Origin of the sequence: Bacillus sp. FSL H8-0545, assembly GCF_038006105.1 — a bacterium.
Classification (GTDB): Bacteria; Bacillota; Bacilli; order Bacillales; family Bacillaceae_G; genus Bacillus_A; species Bacillus_A cereus_U.
In genome coordinates this window covers 2,899,729-2,920,659 of the sequence record NZ_JBBOUO010000001.1, presented here as the reverse complement: position 1 = coordinate 2,920,659, position 20,931 = coordinate 2,899,729, and the positions used below count along the sequence as shown (strand labels likewise).

The following is a 20,931-nucleotide window of genomic DNA, read 5'->3' as shown; positions in this document are numbered from 1 at the left end:
GAAAGATGGTGATTCGTGTGAAAAGGGATTTTTTAAGAGAAAATAGAATCGTAAAGAGGAGGATAAATTATATAAACATAGGGGGATTTTTATGAAAATGAAAAAGGTCGCTATCGCATCAGTAGCAATTGGTACAATGCTTTCAATGGCAGCTTGTAGTACCTTCACAGATAAAGATGAAGCGAAGAAGGATCCAGCAACAGCGCAAAATGAAGAGCAATCAAAAACGACGAGTGCAGATGAAGCGTCAAAAACAACGAAAGATACTGAAAAAGACACAAATACTTCTTCGAATGAAAAAACAGATAAGGATGCAAAAAATACAAAGGAATCATCAGGAACAGAAAGTAACGGCAAAACAACAAAAGAAAAAGAAACGACAGGAAAAACGAATGATCAAACTACTAGCGGGAAAACAACAGATCAAAGCACAAGTACAAACAATAACGGAAAGACAACAGATCAAAGTACAAGTGCAAACAACAACGGAAAAACAACGAAAGATCCGAAGAAAAGCGTAGCTGTGAAAACAAATGTAAAAGAAGTCGTTACATTAATTGAAAGCTTAGATAAGCAATTAGCTGCAAGCCCTAAATTAGAAACAGTTAATAAACTTGGAAAACAAATTAATGAGAAGTGGGATGTAATTGAGAAAGATTTAGAGGCATCACACCCGACTGAATTTAAAACTATCGGGCAAAGTATGTATCCGTTAATTGTAGGAGCGGAGAAAGAAAAGATAGATGTTAATAAAATGAAGTCATTAACGACGAAAACGAAAAAAGATTTAAATCAATTATTAACGAAGCTTTCATAGTTTCAAAAGCCTACTCGTGCGAGTAGGCCTTTTTAGTTTGTTGTACATTCTCGTTGGGTGTTAAGAAATAAAGACTTCATTTGAAAGGAACATCACAATGATAAAAAAGAGTGATAACTATTAAAGATATTCTTTGATAGGAAGTCATATAAAACGCTCCCTTGTATTTATATTTACAATTTAGTAGTTTTTAAAGTTCATTGTTTTTAACGGGAATTTCATTTTAATACAAAGGGGAATGTATATGAATTTTGTAAAACTTGAAACGCAAGAACAATTTGATCAGTTGTAAAAGAGTGATGTTGTAATTGTGAAATGGAAACAAGGAGCAGGGCAGTACAAGGAGTTAGGAGAAATCACACATCATGATTCTTGCATAATTAATCGTATAAATGAATTGATTTTGAATGTACCTCGAAACGATTACTTTTCCATCGATAATTATTTAACAGGAAAATCATATGCAGCAGAAGTTTATGTAGTGAATCCGTAAAAAGAGCAGCTAGCAAAAGCTAACTGCTCATCTCCAAGGGGGAATGGAGAAAATATAATGTTGTCTACATTATTGACGGAATATCGGGTTTTATTCATTCGTCTATAAAAGTCGAGATAAAATATCTTTAATTAAACCTGAGGCCCCAATAAGGAGTATCGATAGAAAAATTATTGAGAATATACTTTTTTTAGGTTTTTTAAACTCTAGGTATAAGTTAATGATTGCACCAATTACAACAACAATAAAGATAACGAGTCTTAATATATCTGGCATGAATAACACTCCTATTAATTACTTAATTGTATTATACAGGAAGTTACTTTGAGATTAACGAATAGGAGTGCGATTTAAGGAAGATTTAAACAAAATAATCCTTTTACTCAAAAAAAGATTGCCTGTATACTAAGAGGCAATCTTTTTTAGCGAGAATACTTAGTGAATAGTTGAATTGCTTTTTCAGGTACATAGAATTTCCCATTGCTTTCTACAACGATGCTTCCTAATTCATGATCTTTTCCACCGATACAGATAATGTTTTTATTAACAAACAATTTGGCCTCCGTATTATCGCGTTTTACTACAAGCACCGGGTTTCGTGCATCTTTTTTGTCAATCGTTACAGTTGCACCAATTTGTTTAAAGGCTGTTTCAGCATCTAAGAATAATTTCTTAGTGATTTCTCCTAATTGAAAGCCCATTGCTTTGGCCATTATTTTCGCAATGTCTGTATTTTGGACTAAACCGTATGGCTTTTGAGGACCGTAAGAGTATAAGAATACATCTTCACCTGTATGACCACCAGTTGTAAAACCGATGTTCGCCCGGTTGGCCAATAATTTAGTAAGGATTGGACCTACATCAGTTTTCTTATGTGCAGCTTTTAATTTTTTTCTTTCATCATCAGTTAGGTTGTCTAAACCGTAAAGAGCAGCTACTTCTTTTATATTAGATAAATCATCTTTTAGTTTACTTGTAGCACCTTCAAGTGTCATTTTCGCTTTTTTCAGTGGGTCAATGTAAGCTGATACTGGTGTAGTATCATATCCTTTTGTGGTATTGCTGTTACCGATGGAAATACCGCTATTACCATGATCCGCTAAAGCAATGACCATAGTGTTACCATCTTTCTTCGCAAATGTTAATGCTTCTGTAACCGCATCATCAAACGCCAATACATCGCTAATCATCCCGATAGGGTCATTTGCATGTGCTGCCCAATCTGCCTTACTGCCTTCTACGAATAAGAAGAAACCATCTTTATCTTTTGATAATGTTTGAATTGCTTTTCTCGTCATCTGGGAAAGAGTTGGCTGTTTAGGCTGGTCTGCTTCACGATCCATATCGAACGCAAGGGCAGTATTAGAGAAAGAACCCCAGATTTTATTTGATTTGGAGTTTAGTAACGCATCTTTTGTTTCGACAAAGTCGTACCCTTTGCCTTGAATCACTTTTACTAAATCTTCGTTGTCTTTACGAATTCCATTGCTTGTTGTAGGCTGAAGTGCTGCCTTTCCACCACCTAATACAACTTCTATATTTTGATAAACTTGCTGTTCACCAAGCACTTCAAAATTCTTGCGGTTAGCATGGTGGGCAGAGAAACTAGCCGGAGTAGCATGCTGAATTTCTGATGTAGCAATGATTCCTGTCGCGCGGCCGGAACGTTTTGCGCCTTCTAAGACGTTGGCAACTGGACGAAACTTACATTCTTCTTTCACTGGTTCTAAGCCAGGTGAATTCACAACAGAAGGTAATACGCCCACGTAGCCTGAATTAGATTTATTTCCGGTCGCTAAAGCTGTGGCTGCCGGTGCAGAGTCCGTAATAGCTGATTCTGCTGAATACGTACGAACACCTCCGGATACAATTTGATCTAGTGCAAGAGATGAACCTTTGTACCACCGGGCTAATGTTGTAGCAGAAGAGCTTGTCCCATCTATAACCATAAAAATTACATTTTTAGGTTGCTTTCCTACTTTTTTTACCTCAGCTTTTACCTCGTTACCGTTCATCATGCTTCCTGTTGCTAATGACCATAGCACTACCGTTCCCGCTAAAGTTAGTCCCATTATTTTTTTACGAAGAGTAGTCATTGTGGTTCCTCCATTGGTTGTTTTCGATATCCGAATCTAGCGTTCGTATGTAAACAAGATTTATTATTAGTAGTACCCTATTGCAACGAAACTAACAATAACTATGGAGTCAAAAAGTTAAATTTAAGCTACTTACTCAGCAATCGCTTCTCCTCATATAAACCTCTGTGTGCCCTTAGTTGCACGGTCTTTCCTATAAAAAGAATCTTCTCTTTATTTTATGGGAAACATTTAAAAAAGGATGGTGGGAAAATGACAATTGATCGAGTTTGTACAATTGGTCCAGCAAGTAATAATAAAGAAACATTAGCGCAGTTAATAAACAATGGTATGAAAATTGTTCGGTTGAATTTATCACATGGCACGCATGAAAGTCATAAAGATATCATTCGTTTAGTAAAATCGTTAGACGATTCTATTAAAATTCTAGGGGATGTACAAGGTCCTAAAATAAGATTGGGTGAAATGAAAGAGGAACAAATTACACTTGAAGCAGGGGAGTTATTTACTTTACATACCAATCCAGTTCAAGGGAATAAAGAAGAAGCAAGTGTTGATTATGTGGGGATTGCGAATGACGTAAAAGTTGGAAGTAGAATTCTTATTAATGATGGAGAAGTTGAATTAATTGTTGAAAAGGTAAGTGCGGACAAAATAGAAACGAGGATAAAAACAGGTGGCAATATTTCCTCTCATAAAGGGGTGAACTTACCAGGTACAATTGTTAGTTTGCCAGCTATTACGGAGAAAGATAAAAAAGATATTCAATTTCTTCTAGAAGAGGAAGTTGATTTTATTGCGTGTTCTTTCGTTCGAAAACCTAGTCATATAAAGGAAATACGAAGTTTTATACATGAACATAAAGAAACTTCCCCAAATTTAATTGCAAAAATAGAAACGATGGAAGCAATCGAGAATTTTCAAGACATATGCAAAGAAGCGGATGGCATTATGATCGCAAGGGGAGATTTAGGTGTGGAATTGCCATATCAATTTATTCCACTGTTACAAAAAATGATGATTCGCGAGTGCAATCGATCGAATACATATGTAATTACGGCAACACAAATGCTTCAATCTATGGTAGATCATTCTATTCCTACAAGAGCTGAGGTGACTGATGTATTTCAAGCTGTATTGGACGGAACGAATGCTGTTATGCTTTCTGCTGAAAGTGCGTCAGGAGAGCATCCAATCGAAAGTGTGAAAACGTTACGTCTCGTTTCGGAATTCGCTGAGCATGTAAAAAAAGACGGTCCTTTTGCTATGAAAGATGTATTGGAATTGCTGCATAAGTCTCTTTAGTTTATATAGAAGGATTTATCTCTCATCCTAAAAACGTACGGAAAGGAATCAGGATAGGAGGTGCTATTTTAGTATTTACTTACAGATTGAAAGGTGGCATTCCAGCTGCCTATATGAAAGAATCATTATGGAACATGGAGGTCTTTCGAAAAGAAAAAGGAGGATTTTAAATTAATTAATCCAATTATCTCATTTAAAATATGTTCATTCCTATTCAAAAATGATATCCTTATAGTTGAATACTTTTGCTGAATCAGCAAGAATTTGTTGTTCTTTCTGTATGAATTCAACTTTTTTATGGAAAGATATGTTAGTAAGTGTGCAATTTGAACGTTTTATTTTTTAGAGTATGATAGGAGGAGAATGAATATGGAAGCAATTGAAGTAGGCGAAATTTTTAGTCTTACCGATGAGAATAATGAAGAACAGGAAGTTGAAGTGCTTGGAGCGATGGATGTCGAAGGAGCAGAATACATTGCGGTTGCCTTTGTAGAAGACATTCAAACAGAAACCGAGGAAGACATTGATATCTTCTTTTTAAAAGTAGAAGAAGATAATGAATTCTCATACATAGAGAATGACGAGGAATTTGAAAAAGTATCTGCTGCGTTTGAGAAGATTATGGACGAGCAAGAACAAGAATAATAATAGTTAGACAAAAGAGGGAGATGCATATCTGCCCTCTTTTTTTGTATATGGTTGAAAATCATATTTATAGCAATCGATAATTATATTATGTAAACTGAATGACTCTTTATTTATGCACTAGAAAAACCACCCAAATGAGGGTGGTTCGTATTATAAATAATTACGTAAAGAAGAAAGGGGAACCTTTACTTCACTACCTTCTTTCATATTTCGCAGCACAACTGTTTCTGTAGATAGTTCCTCTTCACCAATTATAAGTACGTATGGGATATTTTCTTTATTTGCATAGTTCAGGGCACGTTTTAATTTGCGTCCTGCTAGTTCAAGTTCGACTTTTAAGGAAGTAGTAGAGCGCAATTGCTGGGCGATTTGTAAACATTGTAATTCTGTCCCGAGTGGAATGATAAAAAGATCCGCTGTAGATGATGTTGTTGATTTCTGTGATAGAGCTGCATAAATGACATCTAAACCGAATGAAATCCCTACAGTTGGATAGCTCATATTATCACCACGGAAGGCTCCGATAATATTATCGTAACGACCACCGCTACCGATACTAGATGTAATCGTGCCATCTTTTAGAAAGATTTCATACACAGTGCCTGTATACATTGTGAGTCCTCTTGCTAAAAACGGATTGAATATCGTATTTTCATTTATTCCGAGAGCGAGTAAGTATTGCTGTAATTGTTGCAATTCGTTTACTCCATCGTCAACAAGTGGATTATTGAAAGTTTCTTTAAAGTCGGCAATAGTAAGTTTTAGGCAAGATACAACGGTATTACATATTGTATCGGCCATTTCTACAGAAATTCCACGCTCCAATACATCTTTTCGTACACCATCAATCCCAATCTTTTCGATTTTATCCAATGATAAAATTACGTCACTCGTTAATTCGGTAGGGATGTTAATAGACTCGAGAATACCATTTAATAATTTTCGATTATTATATTGAATCGTTACTTTTAAGTTTAACGCTCGGAATAGGTCAAATGCCATGCTCATGAGTTCAGCTTCTGCCATGACAGACTCTACACCGACTATATCAACATCACATTGAATGAACTCGCGGAATCTTCCTTGTTTAATCGGACCATCTCGAAATACTTTACCAATTTCATAACGTTTAAAAGGGAGGCGAATATTTGGATTCATTGCGACAACTTTGGCGAATGGAATTGTTAAATCGTAACGTAAGGCAAGCTCGCGTTTTCCTTGATCCTGAAGTTTATATATTTCTTTTAAAATCTCATCACCACCGCCGTACTTGTATGACATAAGTTCATTCATATTTAACGTTGGTGTTTCTAAAGGCTTGCATCCATATCGTTCAAATGTATCTTCACATGCTCTTTTAATTTTATTCCGCAGCACTTGCTCCTCTGGTAAATAGTCTTTTGTTCCTTTTACATTTTTCATTTCCACTAGAATCACTCCTCTTTTAAATTAAAAAAAGCTATGCGGGTATAAAAATACCCACATAGCTTTATGAACGCTTCGTGGGTCAACAGGAAAAGCCCTGTACCCACGAAGAAAAATTTTTCTTCGGATACACGGCGTTACGTATGATGATGAAGTTGGAAAGAAGTATTAAAATTCCGCATTACAAATCTCTCCTTAACATAAGTTTTTCCAAATTATATCAGATGAATTTTGAAAAATCAATGTTTTCAGTTTTGAAAAAAGCGTGAAGTGATGTAGGAGAAATGGAAAAGAGTGTATAATAAAAGAAAACTTAATGATATGAAATAACCTTTTAAGGAGAACATTATGAAAAAAGATAAAACAAATGCGATGCGAATATTAGATAAAGAAAAAATTGAATATTCCATGATGTCATATGATCCAAACGACGGGAAAATTGATGGCGTATCAGTTGCGGGGAAAATTGGTAGAGAAGTGAGAGAAGTATATAAAACACTTGTCGCTCAAGGGAATAGTAAAGATTATCATGTGTTCATTATCCCGGTAGATGAGGAACTCAATTTAAAAGCGGCGGCAAAAGCAGTCGGCGAAAAAAAGATAGAAATGATTCCGGTTAAAGATATTACAAAAGTTTCAGGGTATATTCGCGGTGGTTGTTCACCAGTAGGGATGAAGAAATTATTTTCTACATGTATTGATGAAAGTGCCCAATCACTTGAAACAATCATTGTAAGCGGCGGGAAAATCGGCGTGCAAATTGAGCTTAAAGTTGAAGATTTGATGAAAGTGACGAGAGCGCAGTTTGGAGAAGTAACGAAGTAAATATACATAGGGAAAGAAGTTCTAGTTTTATTAAATTCAGATAATAATTTATAGGATAGTTAGTCCATTATGAGGGCGGATTATCCTTTTTTATTTACATAATGAATGAATGAAATAAATAAGGATTGAATATTCAGTTTAATAATAATGAATACAAACATCTAAAGAAATTTGATAAAAGGTTGGTGGTCCTCCATGCCCATCAACCTTTTAGTATGAAGTAACACCTGAACGTATTATATTATTGTTTTTTATTAACAGACATAAAAAAGATTTGTTTTTTATTGATATTTTCCAAACACTATTATAAAATGTTTGCATATATATAAACAGAATCAACATTCGTTTGATTTTAAAGAAAGAGATAGGAAGGATTAATAATAATGAAATAATGGGTATATCACCTGCAAAGAGCCGCGAAAAGAATGGGGCCAGTACGGAAAAGATGCTTCCGTAAAAAAAACAAAAAATAAGAATTATTTGTTCTTGAAGAAAAGTGACTAGAAAAGTTACAACCATATGGAGAATAAGGTTATACGAAAAAAAGTCTTAAAAGGGGGACGAAATTATGGAACAAAGAAAGTTTTCAGTAACACCTCAAGATCGAATGAATTATTTATTAGGTCTTTATGCTGCAGATCAACAAATTAATGCAGTTCTTTATTTTCCTGTAGGTATATCAAAGGAAATACTTGAACAATCAGTAAGGATAACGTTACAATTGCAGCCGGTTTTGAACAGCCGGTTTGTAGAAAATGATATTCCTTACTGGGAGGAACATTCATCTGCCACTAACTCACCTATTTGCCTTTTTACAGAAGGAAATGATCAAGAACTTGAAATAATGGCAATAGATTTTATTAAGGAACCTGGTGATCGTATTCAGGGGCCTATGGTTCAAACAAAATTATTACGAGGCACTACAACAGACATGTTAGTTGTGAAATTATCTCATCTATGTTCAGATGGTGCAGGGGTCAAGGAATATATTAATTTGCTTGGAGCAATTTATACTCAACTTTCCTTGGGACAATCTAAGAATCAAATTATAAAGGAGTTTGGTGAGGGAAATGAGGGTTTTCGAGATCAATCACATGTATTCAAATATGCTGGAATATCGGACATAAAAAGTGCGTATCGTCCTAACCAAGAACAACAGGCATCGTTATGGTCTTTTCCATCTCAACCCAACAAAAATAAATCCCCCCAAATGTCCGTACGGAGGTTGAGCCATGAGCAATCTCTACGTCTAACCCGATGGACAAAAGCACAACAGGCTACCTTGAATGATGTAATCATGACTGCATACTTCCGAGCTTTATCACATTTCACTGTGTATGCAGAACCTCGCACCGCAGAAAAAATGATCGGTTTAACAATTGATTTACGTCGATATCTGCCTAATTATACAACTGGTGCTATTTGCAACTTATCTGGCATGGAAATGCCAGTGATTAAAATGGAGGATGATGAATCATTTAATCAGACTCTCGTTCGAATTAAACAATCAATGGATAAAATAAAGTCTCAAAATCCAGGTCTTTCTTCAGCAGCAGGAATGGAGCTACTGGCAGGTATGAAGCTATCTGTGGTGAAGGAAATGTATAATCAGCAATACGAACAGGCTTTACAGATGGGGATGGCGTTGCCATTACTGACAAATTTCGGGGTGATCGCTGATGAACCTATTCAGTTTGGTGAAGTTCAAGCTGAGGGTGGGTATATGACAGCACCCATTATGTATGCGCCATTCTTTTCAATGGGTGCAAGCTCTTATAATGGAAGACTTACATTTACGATTGGTTATCATACACCGGATACATCAAAAGAAAAGGTAGACAAATTTTTAGAAAATATTGTGAATCAATTACCATAAATAAAAGAGAATATAGCGCGAAAATTCCTAGCAGGATTGTATTTTAAGGGCTCGTCCCATGTACGGCGAGTCTCTTTTATAAACGCTACACTTACCAGACAGGTCTTACTCCTGATAAAAATTTATCTTCGCTTGCTTCATAAAATATTTTTGTTAAATCTACTCTGATCATTTGCATTTGTTCAGCACCTATCTTTATGTTTTATATTTATGGCAAACCGTAGTGAAAAACAATTTGCACCGTGAGAAAAACAAGATATATCGGCATAAAAGTACTAAAAAAGAGCGGATTTAAACTAAACTTTGAATCAGCTCTTTTTATTATTTTTTGAAATGTTTCATACCTATTATTCATAATAGGTGTACCGTCCATGCCCATCAACCTAAGTTTTTAATATATCCTCAAAACGAAAATTTTATATTTCTACAGTTATTTATGAGAATTCAGCTCATTTTTTGCGTTTTTGGGAAGAGCGTATTTCTTAAGTTGATGGGTATGAGGAGATACCCCTATAAAATCTATGACCTAAATATAAGCTTATTGGAGCTTCTTTTTATTTTGGACGGATGTTTCCTAACGGTTGTTGTGAGCTAATATAGTTTAGTATATGTTTTTTGTTTTTTTCTTAATGATATTCATTTTAAAATGGTTTTTTTTATTAAACAACCCTTTAAAAACGAACTTTATTTAAAGTTTAATGAAAAACGTTCATATTTTTGTTGTATATTCACTAATAGTTTGTTATATTATCCATATAATAATTTTAAAAAACATCACTCGTATATACTCGGTAATATGGTCCGAGCGTTTCTACCTAGTTCCCAATGAAAGAACTGGACTACGGGTTAAAGTATTCGGTCGTTTTCTGTAATGAGCGCTACCGATTTATAATTTTGCATTTGCTTTACCTTGTGCTTAATTAACTTTGACTACCGTAGTTCTAGAAAGTAGAGATTCTTCTACAATTTCTAGAGCTTTTTTCTTTGGACCAAAACATCGAGTATAGAAAACAACAAGAGAAAGAGGAGAGATTATTTATGAAGAAAAACCTGTTGAAAAAATATGGTGCTCTAGCAACTACTATCGCATTATCATTCTCAATACTTGCAGGATGTAATGCTAGTCCAAAACAAGCAGCAGAGGCGAAAAGTACTCAAAATCCTATCTTAATTCAAGGCCCAATGCCAATAGAAGCTGAAAAATTTGCAAAAAGGTTAAAAAATGTGAAAGAAGAAAAGTCTGGGAGTTTTGTATTTTATAAAGGAACTGTAGACAATTATCCTGTAATCGTTGCGAAAACAGGTAAAGGAATGGAAAATACAGCAGCCGCTACAGCAGTGGCTATTGAAAAATATAAGCCTATAGCGATTATTAACCAAGGAACATCAGGTGGACATGATCCTAATTTAAACGTATTTGATATTGTTTTAGGAAAAAAAGTCGCGAATATAGGTTCACTAAAAACAACAAATATGAATGAGAACCAGGGGATTGAGCCGGCAAAATGGATATCTATGGACCTGATGGCTTCTGAAGGAAGTGCAGGAGAAGATCCAAATGCTGAGAAAATCCGATACTACGAGGGAGATAAGGATTTACTTGCAGCAGCTAATGCAGTAAAAGACAAGTATACAAAAGGTAAAGTGGTAGAAGGTACTATAGGTTCAGCAGACGTTTGGAATAATGAAGTTGATCGAATTAAGTGGTTCCATACAAAATACGGTACATCTGTAGAAGAAATGGAAGGCGCTGCAGCAGCGCAAATCGCAAAAGCTTATGATGTACCATTCTTAGGAATTCGAGTATTATCTAACAATAAAACAAACGGCGGAAAATACAACCCGAATACAGCAGCGGCAAATCAAGAATATGTATATGAAGTAGTTAAAAAGTATATAGATTCGATGCCAAATAAATAAGTAAATAAAGGTAGTTCTATTCTCAACATAAACATCAAGTAACTCCAAAAGTTTTCGAGACAGATAGACCTATATTAGGATTAGTAGTTGGAAAAGAAAAGCTTGTTTCTTATTTGAAAAGATAAGAAATGAGCTTTTTTATGTAAATTTTTTTTATGAACTATTCAATAAATATGTATAATTGCATAAAAAAATTGAAGTTTATAAGTTATCATTAAACTACTTTTTACTGTAAGAGAATATTTTAATAGTCTTTACTAGAGAAGAATATTCTTTGTGAAAATAAAAATTGTTTATGTAATTGAAGAAACTAAAATTTAGGAGAACAGTATGAAAAAGAAACTATGTACATAGGCTTTTTTGATTAATCAATTCAAATTATATTTTAAAGGGGAAATGGGTATATGAAGTTCCGAAACACAAAACTTGCTATGGTTACACTATCTTCATTTTTTATTTTAGGTTCTGCATCTCTATCATTCACAGATATCATACATGGTGAAGTAGTTTCTGCATCTCCACAAGTAGATACGTTTTCAGCACAAGAGATTACTGTAAAAAACTATGACGATACATATTATAATAACGCTATAGGAAAAACGGGTTTAGAATTAAAGAAGGAACTTCATAATGTTATTGATAATCATACAAAGATATCATACAGTGCGGTTTGGGAAGCGCTAAGAGATACTGATGAAGATCCAAATAATAAAAATAATGTGTTGCTCTTATATACTGGGCGTTCGCAAGAGAAATTTACGAATGGTTCAGGAGTTGATAACTGGAACCGAGAGCATGTTTGGGCGAAATCACACGGTGATTTTGGAACGGCTGCAGGACCAGGAACAGATCTGCATCATTTAAGAGCGACAGATGTATCTGTAAATAGTTCACGTGGAAATCTGGATTTTGATAATGGTGGTATGAATCATTCGGAAGCAACAGAATGTAAATATGATAGTGATTCTTGGGAACCTCGTGATAGTGTAAAAGGAGATATCGCTAGAATGCTGTTTTACATGGCTGTTCGTTACGAAGGAGACAACGGCGAAATAGACTTAGAACTAAATGAAAAGGTGAATAACAACAAAGATCCATACATGGGGAAACTATCTGTTTTACTAAAATGGAATGAACAAGACCCTGTCGATGATTTAGAGCGAAAGCGTAATGAAGTGATTTTTACAAAATATCAACATAATCGTAATCCTTTTATTGATCATCCTGAATGGGTAAATAAAATTTGGAACTAAGATTTTCAAAGAATTTTTAGTGACATTATACTTTGACAGAAGGGATGGATCATTATGATCCATCCCTTCTTATGTTTATGCTAGAATAAATGTTTTTCATAGGAGTGCAATAGATTATAATAAAGCTTTTTACTTAAAGCAATAGTTTCAAGTGGTAAGCTTTATTTTACTTCATTTATATATGACTTTCACCGCACATACAAATTATTGCAACATTAGACAGGGAAACGAAAAAAATCCAAGAATATGTAATATAAAAGGAAAAGAGGGAAAGAGATGTGGAAAACTACCGATCTATGTGATGAATTTGAACAAGAATTACAAATATGTCGCCAGTCTTTTCAATCTTATGGAAAGAAAGAACAATTCTATGGGAAAATCGCAACAGTAAAAGTGAAGGATGATAATGTACTAGTAAAAGAGGGGTTACAAACACTGCCAGAAGGAACGGTATTAGTGGTTGATGGTGGAGCTTCTAAAAATTGTGCGTTACTTGGTGATAATTTAGCAGCTATTGCGGAAGAAAGAAACTTAGCAGGAATTATTGTAAATGGATATGTTCGTGATTCTATGGAGCTAAAAAATATTAATATCGGTATTTTAGCATTGGGGACGATGCCAAATAGAAGTGTAAAAGAAGGAAAAGGAGAGCGAAATATTTCATTGCAATTTGGTGAAGTTGAATGGAAGCCGAATGAATATGTTTATGTAGATGAAGATGGAATTATTGTTAGTGATAAAAGCTTACATAGTGAGGGATGACTTCTATTAATGGAAGGCTATTAAGCTATTATTCTTAGAAAATAAATCCGATAAAGCATGGACAAAATTCTTTGTCAATAGTAAAATAATACAGAAAATCAAAATTTGCAGAATGTATAGGTTTATCGTATTTACGATAAAGTGAAACTTTAATCAGTGGGGATTTTGTTCATCCCCACTGATTATTAGCCTTCACCAATCGGACATTTACGGGCAGTTGATCCCCACCTAACTTCTTTGCTTTCGCTGAATTTGAGGTGGAGGTCTTACTGCTCGTTAATGCGGGTAGGAGGTGTTGTACATTTTTGTTCGACACTTACAAAAAGAGAGTGTCAACCGCATACCCTTAAAGGGTCTTTTTTTGTGTGAATGTTAGTAAAGGGAGGGAATTTTGGGATGGCAATGTTAAAGAAATGGCTGCTTACATCATTAATGACAGTGGCACTTGTATTTGTTTCTTTTTCGAATACAGTACATATTACGTTTGCTGAAGGAAAGACAGCGAAACTTGCAATTATTGGTGAATCACAAAAAGGAATTATGTTATGTCCGAAAGAAGTTTCCATTGAAGATGGAGAAACAGCTTTTAGTTTGCTACAAAAAGTCATGGGTGACAAAGTAACATCTGAAAGTATGTCATTTGGAACTTATATAAAGGGCATCGATGGATTAATGGCCGGAGCAACGAGCGGTTGGTTGTATGATGTAAATGACAAATCTGCAGAAGTTGGGGCGGATAGTTATAAATTAGAGTCTGGGGATGTTGTTGCATTTCGTTACGTCGCAGACTGGAGCAATATGAGTCAAGAAACATTGCAACAAACGTTAGATAAATTTGGCACTTGTAAAACTGTAGAAGAGCCAAAGACAGAGGAACCGAAACCAGAAAAACCAGATGGTAAAATAGAGGAACCAAAACCAGAAAAACCAGATGGTAAACCAGAGGAACCGAAACCAGAAAAGCCAGATGGTAAAACAGAAGAACCAAAACTAGAAGATAAAACAACAGAACAACCAAAGCAAGAGAAAGTCGAAATTCCAGCAGCACAATTAAACGAAGCGATTTCTAAAACGTCAGAAAAGATGTTACAAGATGGAATTGGTAGTGATTGGGTTGCGATTGGACTTGCTCGTTCAGGTGTAAATGTTCCACTTGAAACGAAAATAAACTATGTTAAGCCAGTAGCTGAAAAAGTTAAGAAGCGTTTAAATCGTTTTTCAGCAACAGATTTAGCTAGAACGATTATTATGATGAATGCAATGAATGTAGATCCTACAAAGGTAGAGGGACAAAATTTAGTACAAAATTTATTTGAATCAGATAAAGTGAATTCCGTTACAGGATACGCATTTACATTACTTGCATTAGATACAAAGAAATATGAGGTTCCGGCCGAAGCGAAATGGAATCGAGCTGCTTTAGTACAAGCACTTTTACAGGCGCAGCATACAGACGGTGGCTGGACATATGATAGTTCAAGTAATAAAGAAAGTGCTAGTAACGTTGATGTAACAAGTATGGTATTAGCAGCATTAGCTCCTTATCAAGAACAACAAGACGTTAAGCCAGCTATTCAAAAAGCTGTGGATTACTTATACAAGCAGCAGTTAGGTAATGGTGGTTTTGCCGCTGATGGACAAGAGAATTCTAATAGTACTGCACAAGCAATTATTGGACTATCGTTAGTTAAAGATGTAGATCACAATCGTCTTAATAAAGCAGTACAAAATTTAATGTCATATCAGCTTCCAAATGGTGAGTTCAAATGGTTACCAAGTGATCAAAAGGGTAGCGGAATGGCTACAGAGCAAGCATTTTTAGCTTTACTTCAGTTTAAAGAGCTTGGAAAATCGATTTATGATTGGTCAAATGTAGTAGAGAATGAAATCGATACGAAACCAATTGTAGAACCAGAGCCAACTGTAGAAGAAAAAGAAGTTGTAGAACAACCGAAACAACAAGAAGAGTTACAAAAACAACCAAAAGATGAAAATCTAAAAGTTGTTGTAGATAACGAACGAGTTAATAAAGAAACAAATAAGAATAAGAATCAATTACCACAAACAGGAGCATCTTCTCATAGTGCAGCTCCACAAGTAGGTATGGGTGTATTATGTATCGCTTCTGCATATGTATTATGGAGACGTAAAGCAGCTTAACAAAAATTAGGAGCAATCATTTGTTCCTAATTTTATTATAAAAGGTGAGGGCTAATAATGAGTGGAGATGAACAAAATCTCCACTCATTAAAGTTTCACTTTATTATGAAAGGTGAGGGGCAGCATGAGTAAGATGAAATGGTTCATTTCTTTAATTCTTTCATTAGGATTATTAGTTGGATGTGAAGAAACGGCTGTAAAACCTGAGAAGAAGGCAGAACCGAAGCAAGAAGAGCAAAAAGAAGTAGCGAAACAGGAAGAACAAAAAGATGTACCGAAACCGGAAGAGACACAAGCTAAACCGGAACAGAAACCACAAGAAGAGCAGAAAGATAAACAAGAACAAAAAGTAGAAGAGAAACAAAAAGAAGAAAAGGTGCAGGAACAACCTGAAGTAAAGAAGGAAGAGAAACCAAAGGAACAGCCTGCTGCAAATAAACAACCGGAACAACAAAAAGTACAAGAAGAGAAACCTCAGCAGCAGAAAGCACCAGAAGTAAAAGAAGAAGCGAAGGTTGTTAATCAGCCGAAAGAAACACCGAAGCAGGAGCAAAAGGAAGATCCGAATAAAGAGGAGAAAACGATACCGACTCCGGCAGTACCAACTCCTGAACCACCAAAACCAGATCCAGTACCAGTACCGAAACCGCAAGCGAAACAAGTCACTATCTCGGTAAAAGGACATGAAGGATACTTATTAGGTGCGAAAAAGGTTGATGTACAAGAAGGTGCTACTGTATATAGTGTACTAAATAGTACAGGATTAGATGTTGATGCAAGTGGATCTAAAGGTGATGTTTACGTAAAAGGGATTAATGATTTATACGAAAAAGATATAAGTGATACAAGTGGTTGGAAATACCGTGTGAACGGTGCATTTCCGAATCGTAGTGCTGGTGTAGTTACAGTAAAACCAGGAGATATAATTGAATGGGTGTATGTATTAAAATAAGAAAGGACCTTCGGTAAAGGACTATGAAAATAAGCTTTTCTTCTTTACATCCTTTTGTGAATTTTTTCTATTATATTGGGGTGATGATACTATGTATGATGTGTCTTCATCCTCTTTTTTTAATTGGAGCGATTGTACTAATAGTAATCTTAAATATAGTGCAAGGAAATGGCGAGAAAATAAGAAACATGCTGCCTAGTACTATCGTATTCTTTCTAATGGTAATTTTATTTAATTCTTTATTAACACATAGAGGGGCGACTACGTTATTTTGGTTAGGAGATAGCCGGATTAAGCTTGAGGCAGTTATGTTTGGGCTTGTTATGGGGCTATTATTAGTTACGATTATGTTTACGTTTGCTTCTTATAACGATATTATTTCGAGTCATAAATTTTTATATTTGTTTTCAAGAATTTCACCGAAAGTTGCATTGTTAACGATGATTACAGTGCGATTTGTTCCTTTGTTTATTAGGCGGTTAAAGAAAATTACACTCGTCCAAAAAACGAAAGGTGTACAATTAGATTCAGGTTCACTCATTGAGCGTATAAGAAATGGGATGAAGTTACTGCAAGTGTTATTAGTTTGTTCGTTAGAAGATGCACTACAAACAGCAGATTCTATGCAAGCTCGCGGATTTGGTGTAACGAAGCGTACGACTTATATTCGATATAGAATGGAAAGACGCGATTGGTACACGCTAAGTTATTTAAGTATTCTACTTATAGCCTCATTCATATTTAGTTATTACGGCGGAGGAAAGTTAATCATTTATCCGAAAGTGGAATCAATACTGTTCCAGCAATACGATGGAATGATGTTTTTCCTATTTATGATGTTTATTAGTTTACCTATTGTAATGGAAGGAAGGGAATGGATATGGTGGCGCATGCAGAAATAAAGAATTTATCATTTATATATGCTGATGAAAATGAAGAAGCGTTACAGCATATTTCTCTTTCTGTTCAAAAAGGAGAATTTATAGTACTTGCTGGTGGTTCAGGTTCTGGGAAGACAACTTTATTAAAGCATTTCAAAAAGGAGTTACTTCCAATTGGCACGCGTTCTGGACATACATATTATGATGGTGCTTTATTAGAAGAAGTACCTGATTTATTATCTGCACAAGAAATTGGTATGGTATTTCAAAATCCAGAAAATCAGCTCGTAATGGATACAGTTATTCAAGAATTAGCATTCTCTTTAGAAAATATCGGGCTACCATCACATATTATTCAACAAAGAATAGCGGAACTCATTAGTTTTTTAGGATTTCAAGATTTGTTACATCAATCTGTTCATACTTTATCTGGTGGTCAAAAACAACTAGTAAATTTAGCAGCGGTATTAGTTATGCAGCCGAAGCTACTATTACTGGATGAACCGACAGCGCAGCTAGATCCGATTGCAGCGAAAGAGTTTTTAGGATTGTTAAAGCGTATTAATGAAGAACTTGGAATTACGATTATTTTAAGTGAACATCGTTTAGATGAGGTGATGTCGCTAGCGACTCGTGTCGTTTGTATGGATAAGGACCGAATCGTTTATGATGGTAGCCCTAAAACGGTTATAGCGAACATGTGGGAAGTAGAAAAGTTCCGTCCATTCATTCCGCAAATTCCAAGATTGTTTTTAGAGTGGAATGTGAAAGAGATTCCATTTACAGTGCGAGAAGCGCAAATGAAAATGAATGATTTTTCAGCGATATCATATAGGAATGGGCAAGTAGAACAATGTGAAAAGCAAGAAGTAATTTTAAGTGCAGAACATATATCTTTTCAATATGAAAAAAATAGTCCACTTATTTTACGAGGTTTAACAGTGTACATCGAAAAGGGAAAATGGACAGCTCTAGTTGGGAAAAACGGAACTGGGAAGTCTACACTGTTAACGATTTTAGCAGGATTGCAAAAAGCTAGAAGAGGTAAGGTAAAGTGGAATGGAAAAGTGATACATAAAATTGATTCGAAAGAACGATTTAAAAGTATAGGGTACGTATCGCAACATCCGTACTATCATTTTACATTTGATACAGTATGGGAAGAGGTTTATGAGCGTGCGCGTGAATTATATGGCGAAGAGGGAAAAGTAATAGCAGAAGAAATGTTGAAAAAGTTCTGGTTAGATTCACTTAAAGAGCGCCATCCACATGATTGTAGCGGCGGAGAGCAACAATTACTCGCATTATGTACAACGTTATTATCAAAGCCAACTTTATTATTACTGGATGAGCCGACAAAGGGACTAGATCCATGGAAAAAGGAAAGAGTCGGAGAGCTATTTAAACAGTTGCAAACAGAAGGTACAACAATTGTAATGGCAACGCACGATATTGAGTTTGCAGCGAAATACGTTGATCGATGTATGATGTTATTTGACGGGAAAGTCATTATGAATGATGCACCGAAAGAGTTCTTTAGTGGTAACTTCTTTTATACAACATCTATTAACCGATTCATCCGTAGAGAGTTGCCATTTGCATTAACGTGGGAGGATGTGTACGAAGCGTGTCCAAACGATATGTCGCATTTATAATATTTATTTTTGCTGTTGTAATATGTACACTACTCTTTACGACTCTTATTATGGACGGGTATTACATGGTAAGTAGTTTGTTTTTATTAGCTATCATTATGTTACCTTTCTATGTCCGTTTTGAAAGGAAGGCGTTTGTTTCACGTGAAATTGTTATCGTTGCTGTGTTAGCGGCGATTGCAGCGGTTAGCCGGGTACCATTTTCTATTTTACCGAGTGTACAACCGACTTCTTTTGTCATTATCGTTTCTGCAATTGTTTTTGGGAGTGAAACTGGCTTTATGATTGGGGCAACGGCGGCTATTGTATCTAACATTTTTTTAGGACAAGGTCCGTGGACTCCGTGGCAAATGTTCTCTTGGGGCATGATCGGTTTTATAGCAGGATTACTCCGAAATACATTTTTGATGAAAAAACTATGGGGACGACTCATATATGGATTTGCCGTTGGATTTCTATTTGGCTGGATTATGAATTTGTGGGGTCTTCTTGGTTTTATACAAGAAGCAACGTGGGAAACAGTTATTTCCTACTATGTCGCAAGTTTTTACTTTGATCTGAGTCATGCGATATCGAATGTTATTTTCCTTCTGTTATTTAGCACGTCATGGATTACGATCCTCACAAGATTTAAAAAGAAATACGGTATATTAGATGAGCATAACGTGACATAGAAAAGCATACTCATATAAGGTAGGGTCGCGACTTACATATTCGTTTGCCTCTTTCATGCTTCTTACATAGTGTAAGGAGCATTTTTTATTGTCAAAAAATAGATCTAATATATATCCGTTATTATATGAAATTATTTGTATAATAGTAGGTGAGAACTATTTTCAAGAGGGAGGTGTATAGTTAATGAAGTTAGTTATTCCGAAGCAACATGGAGCATGGGCGATGCTTGTCATACCATTTCTATTAAGTGTATTACTTGGTAAACCTACTTTTTATCATATCCCATTGTTTTTAGCCTGGTTCTTTATCTATTTAGCTACTTATCCATTTCTCATGTACATAAGGCAAAGACGAAAAAAAGAATTTCTACACGCTGCAATTGTTTATTTTATCATTGCATTTGTATTTGGGATGATTTCTTTATTATATGAATGGCGAATTCTTTTATTCGCAGTATTAATGATTCCATTGTTTATTGTAAATATGTATTATGCTCGTCAAAAAAATGAACGAGCATTAATAAATGATATTTGCGCGATTATTGTGTTTTGTATAGGTGGCTTAATAAGTTATTATTTCTCAATGAAATTTATTGATAGAACCGCATTATTCATTGCGCTTATTTCATTTCTATATTTTTTAGGAAGTACGTTTTATGTGAAAACGATGATTCGTGAAAAAAATAATCCGAAGTATCGTTTTATATCTTGGGGATATCATATTATATTAACGGTAATCGTATTTACTATAAATCCGTGGTGTTCACTCATATTTGTACCAAGTGTAATTCGGGCCATTATGTTGTATGGCAAAAAGATTTCTATATTAAAAGTAGGGATTTTAGAAATTGTTAATTCTGTATATTTTTTAATCATAACGGTAATAATGATGAAGTATGCCATTTGAAAAAAACTTCCCATCTTTTGATGGGAAGTTTTCATTCTTGTTCTAAAATATGAACTGTATAATCGCATCTTTGTAATGCTTGTTCTACAGCGTAAAGGGATTGTTCAATACGTGCACGATTAAAATCTTCTTCAACAGTTTGTAATGCATCTTCTAAACAATGTTTCGCTTCTTGTAATGATTGAAAAGAATCTTGTACGTATCCACGAGCATTCTTTTGCAACGTAGTAGCCTCCTTTTGTACATCTTTTTGTAGTATGAACAATAAAGAAGAAAATATAA

18 protein-coding genes and 1 riboswitch are annotated in these 20,931 nt (G+C 35.0%); of the genes, 15 read left to right on the top strand and 3 right to left on the bottom strand.

The genetic code is table 11. The features are described 5' to 3' along the window. The first annotated feature begins 91 nt into the window (after positions 1–91). Complete coding sequence (locus MHI07_RS15265; protein WP_002161089.1) at positions 92–817, top strand: hypothetical protein; 726 nt, start codon at positions 92–94, stop codon at positions 815–817. A gap of 310 nt (positions 818–1,127) precedes the next feature. Next, positions 1,128–1,310, top strand: a complete 183-nt coding sequence (locus MHI07_RS15260; RefSeq protein WP_229163523.1) for a hypothetical protein — start codon at positions 1,128–1,130, stop codon at positions 1,308–1,310. A gap of 422 nt (positions 1,311–1,732) precedes the next feature. Here the strand turns inward: MHI07_RS15260 and MHI07_RS15255 are convergent, their stop codons facing one another. Next, on the bottom strand, positions 1,733–3,406 hold the full coding sequence (locus MHI07_RS15255) for an alkaline phosphatase (RefSeq protein WP_340824851.1): 1,674 nt from the start codon (positions 3,404–3,406) through the stop codon (positions 1,733–1,735). Between the two features lie 252 nt (positions 3,407–3,658). Here MHI07_RS15255 and MHI07_RS15250 point away from each other — a divergent pair, with 252 nt between their 5' ends. Next, positions 3,659–4,711 carry a pyruvate kinase gene (locus MHI07_RS15250; protein ID WP_340824848.1) on the top strand — a complete coding sequence of 351 codons (1,053 nt, stop codon included), beginning with the start codon at positions 3,659–3,661 and terminating at the stop codon, positions 4,709–4,711. Positions 4,712–5,074: 363 nt separating this feature from the next. Beyond that, the gene (locus MHI07_RS15245) at positions 5,075–5,356 is read left to right on the top strand and encodes a DUF1292 domain-containing protein (protein ID WP_002013967.1); all 282 of its coding nucleotides are present in this window, start codon (positions 5,075–5,077) and stop codon (positions 5,354–5,356) included. Positions 5,357–5,509: 153 nt separating this feature from the next. Here MHI07_RS15245 and MHI07_RS15240 read toward each other — a convergent pair whose 3' ends face one another. After that, the gene (locus MHI07_RS15240) at positions 5,510–6,787 is read right to left on the bottom strand and encodes a histidine--tRNA ligase (RefSeq protein ID WP_340824846.1); all 1,278 of its coding nucleotides are present in this window, start codon (positions 6,785–6,787) and stop codon (positions 5,510–5,512) included. 345 nt (positions 6,788–7,132) lie between these two features. On the opposite strand from MHI07_RS15240, the gene ybaK reads away from it, so the two are divergent. The 11 genes from ybaK to MHI07_RS15185 all read left to right on the top strand — a co-directional run bounded on the left by ybaK (position 7,133) and on the right by MHI07_RS15185 (position 20,649). Further along, complete coding sequence (ybaK, locus tag MHI07_RS15235; RefSeq protein ID WP_340824843.1) at positions 7,133–7,609, top strand: Cys-tRNA(Pro) deacylase; 477 nt, start codon at positions 7,133–7,135, stop codon at positions 7,607–7,609. Between the two features lie 568 nt (positions 7,610–8,177). Next, a complete protein-coding gene (locus MHI07_RS15230; protein WP_340824841.1) occupies positions 8,178–9,485 on the top strand; it encodes a condensation domain-containing protein in 1,308 nt (435 codons plus the stop codon). A gap of 758 nt (positions 9,486–10,243) precedes the next feature. Next, positions 10,244–10,347, top strand: a riboswitch (purine riboswitch). Positions 10,348–10,523: 176 nt separating this feature from the next. Further along, positions 10,524–11,405, top strand: coding sequence for a 5'-methylthioadenosine/S-adenosylhomocysteine nucleosidase (locus MHI07_RS15225; RefSeq protein ID WP_215579065.1), 882 nt, complete (start codon positions 10,524–10,526; stop codon positions 11,403–11,405). Between the two features lie 404 nt (positions 11,406–11,809). Further along, positions 11,810–12,658, top strand: a complete 849-nt coding sequence (locus tag MHI07_RS15220; RefSeq protein ID WP_078174484.1) for an endonuclease I family protein — start codon at positions 11,810–11,812, stop codon at positions 12,656–12,658. A 276-nt stretch (positions 12,659–12,934) separates the two neighbouring features. Continuing rightward, positions 12,935–13,420, top strand: coding sequence for a ribonuclease E activity regulator RraA (rraA, locus tag MHI07_RS15215; RefSeq protein ID WP_070139707.1), 486 nt, complete (start codon positions 12,935–12,937; stop codon positions 13,418–13,420). 396 nt (positions 13,421–13,816) lie between these two features. Further along, entirely contained in the window at positions 13,817–15,580 is a 1,764-nt protein-coding gene (locus MHI07_RS15210) for a DUF4430 domain-containing protein (RefSeq protein WP_340824835.1), read from the top strand. 124 nt (positions 15,581–15,704) lie between these two features. Continuing rightward, positions 15,705–16,532, top strand: a complete 828-nt coding sequence (locus MHI07_RS15205; protein ID WP_340824833.1) for a DUF4430 domain-containing protein — start codon at positions 15,705–15,707, stop codon at positions 16,530–16,532. Between the two features lie 23 nt (positions 16,533–16,555). Further along, a complete protein-coding gene (locus tag MHI07_RS15200; RefSeq protein WP_340824831.1) occupies positions 16,556–17,434 on the top strand; it encodes an energy-coupling factor transporter transmembrane component T in 879 nt (292 codons plus the stop codon). Next, on the top strand, positions 17,407–19,068 hold the full coding sequence (locus tag MHI07_RS15195) for an ABC transporter ATP-binding protein (protein WP_340824829.1): 1,662 nt from the start codon (positions 17,407–17,409) through the stop codon (positions 19,066–19,068). Before MHI07_RS15200 ends, MHI07_RS15195 begins: the two co-directional genes overlap by 28 nt. Beyond that, complete coding sequence (locus tag MHI07_RS15190; RefSeq protein WP_340824827.1) at positions 19,041–19,742, top strand: ECF transporter S component; 702 nt, start codon at positions 19,041–19,043, stop codon at positions 19,740–19,742. Before MHI07_RS15195 ends, MHI07_RS15190 begins: the two co-directional genes overlap by 28 nt. A 184-nt stretch (positions 19,743–19,926) precedes the next feature. After that, the gene (locus MHI07_RS15185; RefSeq protein ID WP_340824825.1) at positions 19,927–20,649 is read left to right on the top strand and encodes a YwiC-like family protein; all 723 of its coding nucleotides are present in this window, start codon (positions 19,927–19,929) and stop codon (positions 20,647–20,649) included. Between the two features lie 31 nt (positions 20,650–20,680). On the opposite strand, the gene MHI07_RS15180 is transcribed toward MHI07_RS15185, so the two are convergent. Then, a complete protein-coding gene (locus tag MHI07_RS15180; RefSeq protein ID WP_002110871.1) occupies positions 20,681–20,872 on the bottom strand; it encodes a hypothetical protein in 192 nt (63 codons plus the stop codon). Positions 20,873–20,931 lie beyond the last annotated feature (59 nt).

Excerpts from the sequence above, each read along its gene's own strand:
- MHI07_RS15265 (WP_002161089.1), top strand. The coding sequence starts at position 92 with ATGAAAATGAAAAAGGTCGCTATCGCATCAGTAGCAATTGGTACAATG.
- MHI07_RS15255 (WP_340824851.1), bottom strand. The coding sequence starts at position 3,406 with ATGACTACTCTTCGTAAAAAAATAATGGGACTAACTTTAGCGGGAACG.
- MHI07_RS15250 (WP_340824848.1), top strand. The coding sequence starts at position 3,659 with ATGACAATTGATCGAGTTTGTACAATTGGTCCAGCAAGTAATAATAAA.
- MHI07_RS15245 (WP_002013967.1), top strand. The coding sequence starts at position 5,075 with ATGAATATGGAAGCAATTGAAGTAGGCGAAATTTTTAGTCTTACCGAT.
- ybaK (WP_340824843.1), top strand. The coding sequence starts at position 7,133 with ATGAAAAAAGATAAAACAAATGCGATGCGAATATTAGATAAAGAAAAA.
- MHI07_RS15230 (WP_340824841.1), top strand. The coding sequence starts at position 8,178 with ATGGAACAAAGAAAGTTTTCAGTAACACCTCAAGATCGAATGAATTAT.
- MHI07_RS15225 (WP_215579065.1), top strand. The coding sequence starts at position 10,524 with ATGAAGAAAAACCTGTTGAAAAAATATGGTGCTCTAGCAACTACTATC.
- MHI07_RS15220 (WP_078174484.1), top strand. The coding sequence starts at position 11,810 with ATGAAGTTCCGAAACACAAAACTTGCTATGGTTACACTATCTTCATTT.
- rraA (WP_070139707.1), top strand. The coding sequence starts at position 12,935 with ATGTGGAAAACTACCGATCTATGTGATGAATTTGAACAAGAATTACAA.
- MHI07_RS15210 (WP_340824835.1), top strand. The coding sequence starts at position 13,817 with ATGGCAATGTTAAAGAAATGGCTGCTTACATCATTAATGACAGTGGCA.
- MHI07_RS15205 (WP_340824833.1), top strand. The coding sequence starts at position 15,705 with ATGAGTAAGATGAAATGGTTCATTTCTTTAATTCTTTCATTAGGATTA.
- MHI07_RS15200 (WP_340824831.1), top strand. The coding sequence starts at position 16,556 with ATGAAAATAAGCTTTTCTTCTTTACATCCTTTTGTGAATTTTTTCTAT.
- MHI07_RS15195 (WP_340824829.1), top strand. The coding sequence starts at position 17,407 with ATGGATATGGTGGCGCATGCAGAAATAAAGAATTTATCATTTATATAT.
- MHI07_RS15185 (WP_340824825.1), top strand. The coding sequence starts at position 19,927 with ATGAAGTTAGTTATTCCGAAGCAACATGGAGCATGGGCGATGCTTGTC.